Below are 5,719 nucleotides of genomic sequence, written 5' to 3' on the forward strand. Positions count from 1 at the left end.
CCGCCAGGGTCGCGACCCCCGCCCCCGCTCCCAGCACCACCCCGAGCGTGCCGAGCAGCGCCGCGAGGTCGTCCAGCGGGGCGATCTCGTACACCTCGACGCCGGCGCTCACCACGGGGACGGCGACGACCAGCCGCGGGCCGTTCGCGGTGTCCACCCGTTGCACGCCCGCGGCGCCGTCGGCGACCACCTCGCGCAGCGCCGCCGGCACGTCGCGCCGCCCCACCTCCAGGCTCGAGGAGTACCAGTCGTCCCCGCTCCGGACGACGACCTCGGCGTCGCCGAACGGGACCAGCTCGCCCAGCACCGCCCCGACGTCGGCGCCGGCGGCGGCCAGCCGGTTGCGCAGCACCTCCGCGTCGGCGAACGCCTGCTGGGTGAACGCCTGCTCGCGCTGCTCCACCAGGAAGCTGCGGGCCAGCAGCCAGGTGGTCGTCACCAGCACGGCCGAGACCAGCAGGGTGCTGGCGGCGAAGCCCACCACGATCCGGCCCCGCAGCCCCCGCCGGCCGGGGACCGCCCTCACTGCACGTCCAGGCGGTAGCCCAGCCCCCGGACGGTCACCACGAGACGCGGGTTGCCCGGGTCCCGCTCGACCTTGGTGCGCAACCGGCGCACGTGGACGTCGACGATCCGCTCGTCCCCGAAGAAGCCGTGCTCCCACACCCGCTCGAGCAGCGCCTGCCGGCTGAAGACCCGCCCCGGCGCCGCGGCCAGCTCGCACAGCACCCGGAACTCGGTCAGCGTGAGCGGGAGCTGCCGGTCGCCGCGGTAGACGGTCCCGCTGGCCTCCCGCAGGACGAGCGGGGCCTCGGGGTCGTGGTCGAGCACGACGCCCGGCCGGGTGGCGACGGCGGGCGCGCCCGCCGGGACCGCGGCGGTCCGCCGGCGCAGCGCCTTGAGCCGCGCGGTGATCTCCTTGACCTGGAACGGCTTGGTCACGTAGTCGTCGGCGCCGGCCTCCAGCGCCTCGACGATGTCCTGCGTGTCGGCGCGGGCGCTGACGACGACGACGGGCAGGTCGTGGTCGCGGCGGACCTCGCGGATGACGGTCAGCCCGTCCACCGCCCCGAGCATCAGGTCGACGATCATCATGTCCGGCGGGGCGATGCCCACCATGCGGACGGCGTCCTCGCCCGAGGCCGCCTCCGCGACGTCGTACCCCTCGTCCTCCAGCGCCCACCGCAGCGCGGTCCGGATGGAGTCGTCGTCCTCCACGATCATGATCCGCAACGGCACGCGGTCATGCTCCCACCGCGCCCTCCCGGTCCCGGGCGGGGCGGGCACCGTCATCGGATCGCAATGTCGTGACCGGGGAGATCGCAAACTCCGCCCGCGAGGCTGCAGGCACCAGCGGAACCGATCGCGGAGGAGACCACCGTGCACGCTGCCGACCGCGACCACCGCGCACCCGGTGCCACGGGCTCCTCCCGTCACGAGTCCGGCGAGGTCGTCCTCCGGCTGACCGAGGAGATGCTCGCCGACGGGGTCGCCGACATCCGGTGGGCCCTGCACGACGCCCTCATCACCGGCGCGCGGCGGGTGGTCGTCGACGTCCGCGACGTGGAGCACCTGTCCAGCCCGGCGGCGGCCAGCCTCCTCACCGCGCACCGGGCGTGCCGGGCCCGCGGCGGCAGCGTCGTCGTCCGCGGGGCCAACCGGCGCACCATGGGGCTGCTCCGCCGGACTGGGCTGTGGCGGGTGCTCGGGCTGGACGGCCTGGACCGCTCGGCCTGACCCGTCCGGGGCGCGGGCCCGCCGGGCCGCTCCTAGGCTCGGCCGGGTGCCCACCGCGCTGCTCTGGTTCCGCCGCGACCTGCGCCTGCGCGACCACCCCGCCCTGCTGGCCGCGCGCGACGCGGCCGGTCCCGACGGCGACGTCGTCCCGGTGTTCGTGTTCGACGACCGGCTGTGGGGCCCCTCCGGCGGGCCGCGCCGCCGCTTCCTGCTCGACTGCCTGACCGCGCTGGACGCCGACCTCGGGGGTGCGCTGGTCCTGCGCCGCGGCGACCCGGCCCGGGTGCTGCCCGCGCTGGTCGGCGAGGTGGGCGCCACGACGGTGCACGTCAGCGCGGACGCCGGTCCCTACGGCCGCCGCCGCGACGAGGCCGTGGAGCGGGCCCTGGGCGAGATCCCCCTCGTGCGCACCGGCTCCCCGTACGCCGTGACGCCCGGCCGGGTCACCAAGCGCGACGGGACGCCGTTCCAGGTGTTCTCTCCCTTCGCCCGGGCCTGGCGGGAGCACGGCTGGCGCGCCCCGGCGTCGTCCCCGGGCGGCGTCCGCTGGCGCGCCGGCATCCCCTCCGACGACCCGCCGCCGGCCCCCGACCTCGACGGCGTGGTGCTCCCGCCCGCCGGTGAGGCCGCCGCCCTGGCCGCCTGGGCCCGGTTCCGCGACGAGAGGCTGCCCGGCTACGCCGACGGCCGGAACCTGCCCGGCACCGCGGGCACCAGCCGGATGTCGGCGTACCTGAAGTACGGCTGCGTCCACCCGCGCACCCTGCTCGCCGACCTCGCGGCCGCCGGGCAGTCGGAGTCGGCCCGCCGGTACACCGACGAGCTGGCCTGGCGGGACTTCTACGCCGACGTGCTCTGGCACCGGCCGGGGTCGGCGCGCGAGTACCTCAAGCCGGAGCTGCAGGCCATGGGCTACGACGACGGCCCGCACGCCGCGGAGCTCGTGCGCGCCTGGGAGACCGGGCGCACCGGCTTCCCGATCGTCGACGCCGGCATGCGCCAGCTGCTGGGCGAGGCCTACGTGCACAACCGGGTGCGGATGATCGTCGCCTCGTTCCTGGTGAAGGACCTGCACCAGGAGTGGACCGTCGGTGCACGGTGGTTCATGCGGCACCTGGTCGACGGCGACCTGGCCAGCAACAACCACGGCTGGCAGTGGGTCGCGGGCACCGGCACCGACGCCTCGCCCTACTACCGGGTCTTCAACCCCGTGACGCAGGGGAAGAAGTTCGACCCCGACGGCGCCTACGTGAAGCGCTGGGTGCCGGAGCTGCGCGACGTCGACCCCCGCCACGTGCACGAGCCGTGGACGGCCCCGGGTGGCGTCCCCGCCGGCTACCCGGAGCCGGTCGTCGACCACGCGCACGAGCGGCAGGTGGCGCTGGACCGCTACGCCCGCGTCCGCGGGCGCTGATCCGCGGCCGGTCAGCCGACGAGCAGGCTGACCGGGTCCCGGCGGACGACGGTGCGCACCACCAGGGCGACCGCCACGGCGGAGGCGGCGGCGAGGGCGGCGACGACCACGGGGGAGGGCGGCCCGGCGACCGCGACGGCGACCAGGCCCCACACGACGGCGAGCGCGAAGGGGCCGGCGGCCTCGCGCGCGGCCAGCACCAGCGCCGACGCGACCAGTGCGACCACCGCGAGCACCACCACGGCCCAGACCTGCGCCGTGGTGCCCGACGCCGGCGCACCCAGCGCGACACCGGCCTGACCGGCGTTCACCGCCGCGGCGACGGTCACCCAGCCCAGCAGCAGGCCGGTGACCGCGGCCGGCAGCACCCGCCCGAGCCCCTCGACCCGGAGGTCCTGCAGCCGCGCCCACGCCACCGCGGTGGCCGCCACGATGCAGAAGAGCAGCACGAGGGGGACCAGCGGCACGGAGACGCCGATCAGCGGGAAGGCGATCTCCCAGGCCGTGTTCCCGGCGAAGGCCGCGGCGAGGGGCCACCCGGTGCGGCGGTGCAGGGCGCGGCCCCGCTGGGCCGGCAGCGCCTGGTAGACCGCCCAGGCCAGGGACCCGGCGAAGATGACGCCCCAGATGCTGAAGGCGTACCCGGCCGGGGTGATCAGCGAGCCGGTCTCGTCGCTGACCGCACCGACGCTGCGCCCGGCGAGCGCGCTGCCGAGCGGGCTGCCCACGACCTGCGCGACCGCGGCGGCGAGGACCGCCGCGGCCCGGAGGCCGTCGTTCCGTGCTCCGTCCGTCGTCGTCATCCCCGGGGGATGCCCGGGCGGCGCGCGCTTCGAACCGGTCAGCCACGCAGCCGCGGGGCCGCGGCGGCCGGGTCGGCGCCCGCGCCCGGGGCCGCGGCCAGGTCCTTCGCCCACCCGACCAGCCCGGCCACGTCGATCCCGTGCGGCGGCGCCCCGGCGTAGGCGGCGATGCTGCCCGCGCCCCGCTCCAGCAGCGTCGTCGCGCCCCGGGCGTTGCCCCGTGCGGCGTGGGTCAGGCCGACGGCGAGCTGGGCCAGCCCCCGCCACAGCTCCCGCTCCTGCTCCGGGGCGCTCTTCCACGCGTCCTCGAGCACCTCGTGGGCGTGGAACGGCCGCCCCGCGTCCAGCAGTCGCTGCGCCTCCGCGAGCGCCACCGCCGGCGCCCGGACGACGCCCTCGGGGGCGCGGTCCTCGCCCTCGGCGCCGCGCGGCAGGGGCCGCCCGAGGGCGTCCCGCGGGCGGGCGTTGCGGGCACGGCCCTCCTCGTCGCGATCCCGGTCCGGCACCGGCCCATCATCCCGCCGTCGTCACCGGGCAGCAGCCCGGCGCGACGATCCGGCGACATCCACCGGACGGACGTGCATCCGGATCGGCAGGGGAGAGCGAAGACCGTTCAGCACGACCCCTTCGACGAGAGGAAACACCATGAGCACGGTTCGCACCCTCGGTCGTACCGCCGGCGCCCTCGGCGTCGCGGGTGGCCTCGTCCTGGTCGCCACCCCGGCCCTGGCCGACAACCACACCGCCACCGTCTCGGTCCTGCACGGCGTGCCGGACCTGACCGTCGACGTCTACGCCAACGGCGAGCGGCTGATCGACGACTTCGAGCCGGGCACCCTGGCCGGCCCGCTCGAGCTGCCCGCGGGCTCCTACGACCTGGCGCTGTTCCCGGCCGACGCACCGGACGGCTCCGGCGACCCGCTGCTGTCGGCCGACGGCGTGAGCGTCCCGGCCGGGGCCAACGCCACCGTGGTCGCCCACCTCACCGAGGGCGGCGAGCCCGCGCTCACCCCGTTCGTCAACGAGACCGGCGACATCCCCGCCGGCCAGGCGCGCGTGACCGTGCGCCACGTGGCGGCCGCACCCGCGGTCGACGTGCGCGCGGGCGGCCAGGTGGTCGTCGACGGGCTGACCAACCCGAACGAGGAGTCGCTGACCGTCCCGGCCGGCACGGTCAACGCCGACGTCGTCCTGGCGGGCACCGACACCGTCGCCATCGGCCCGGCCGACCTCGACCTGGCCGAGGGCGCCACGACGATCGTCTACGCCTGGGGCTCCGAGGACGCGGGGTACGAGCTCGCCGTCCAGAGCATCTCCGGCCAGCACTCGGCGCCGTCCGGTGTCCCGGGTGGGAGCGCCGGCCTGGCCGACGACTCGGCCCTGCCGCTGCCGGTGGGCGCCGCCGCCGTCGCCGGTGTCGCCCTGGCCGCCGCCGGTGCCTACCGGCTGGCCCGCTCCTCGCGCTGATCGCCGGCACCCCGAGGAGATGACCGTGCGACCCGCCGCCGCCAGCGCCGTGCTGGGCCTGGCCCTCGCCGTCGGAGCACCGACGGCCTGGGTCCTGTCCCGGCCGGACGCGGCGGCGGGTCCGCCGGTCGAGCGGGTGCTGGAGAGCCCCGCCGCCACCACCACCACCGCACCTCCGACCGCCACGCTGCCGGAGGTGAGCGTCCGGGACGCCGAGACCGGGGACGTCGATCCGCGCGGGCGGGTGCTGCTCGACGCCGACAGCGAGTCCTTGCGCGACAGCGCGGTGACCGTGAGC

The 5,719-nt window shown here is 77.0% G+C and carries 6 protein-coding genes and 2 pseudogenes; 4 read left to right on the forward strand and 4 right to left on the reverse strand.

The window, feature by feature from the left end:
- Both E9529_RS20805 and E9529_RS20810 read right to left on the reverse strand, forming a co-directional pair.
- A pseudogene (locus tag E9529_RS20805) lies at window positions 1–526 on the reverse strand (sensor histidine kinase); the annotation flags it as partial.
- Entirely contained in the window at window positions 523–1,239 is a 717-nt protein-coding gene (locus E9529_RS20810) for a response regulator transcription factor (protein WP_236833174.1), read from the reverse strand. The pseudogene E9529_RS20805 and the gene E9529_RS20810, both read right to left, overlap by 4 nt.
- 141 nt (window positions 1,240–1,380) lie before the next feature.
- Here E9529_RS20810 and E9529_RS20815 point away from each other — a divergent pair, with 141 nt between their 5' ends.
- Both E9529_RS20815 and E9529_RS20820 read left to right on the forward strand, forming a co-directional pair.
- Window positions 1,381–1,737: an STAS domain-containing protein gene (locus tag E9529_RS20815; protein ID WP_236833175.1), complete on the forward strand. Its 357-nt coding sequence runs from the start codon at window positions 1,381–1,383 to the stop codon at window positions 1,735–1,737.
- 46 nt (window positions 1,738–1,783) lie between these two features.
- Window positions 1,784–3,151, forward strand: coding sequence for a deoxyribodipyrimidine photo-lyase (locus tag E9529_RS20820; RefSeq protein ID WP_236833176.1), 1,368 nt, complete (start codon window positions 1,784–1,786; stop codon window positions 3,149–3,151).
- An 11-nt stretch (window positions 3,152–3,162) separates the two neighbouring features.
- On the opposite strand, the gene E9529_RS20825 is transcribed toward E9529_RS20820, so the two are convergent.
- Together E9529_RS20825 and E9529_RS20830 are read right to left on the reverse strand one after the other, a co-directional pair.
- Window positions 3,163–3,954, reverse strand: coding sequence for a hypothetical protein (locus tag E9529_RS20825; RefSeq protein ID WP_236833177.1), 792 nt, complete (start codon window positions 3,952–3,954; stop codon window positions 3,163–3,165).
- Between the two features lie 38 nt (window positions 3,955–3,992).
- A complete protein-coding gene (locus E9529_RS20830; RefSeq protein ID WP_236833178.1) occupies window positions 3,993–4,460 on the reverse strand; it encodes a DUF309 domain-containing protein in 468 nt (155 codons plus the stop codon).
- Between the two features lie 139 nt (window positions 4,461–4,599).
- On the opposite strand from E9529_RS20830, the gene E9529_RS20835 reads away from it, so the two are divergent.
- Both E9529_RS20835 and E9529_RS20840 read left to right on the forward strand, forming a co-directional pair.
- Window positions 4,600–5,421 (forward strand): DUF4397 domain-containing protein, encoded by an 822-nt coding sequence (locus E9529_RS20835; RefSeq protein WP_236833179.1) that lies wholly within the window; start codon window positions 4,600–4,602, stop codon window positions 5,419–5,421.
- 19 nt (window positions 5,422–5,440) lie between these two features.
- Window positions 5,441–5,719 (forward strand): annotated as a pseudogene (locus E9529_RS20840) (hypothetical protein); the annotation flags it as partial.

Origin of the sequence: Blastococcus sp. KM273128, assembly GCF_021698975.1 — a bacterium.
In the GTDB taxonomy this organism is placed as follows: Bacteria; Actinomycetota; Actinomycetes; order Mycobacteriales; family Geodermatophilaceae; genus Blastococcus.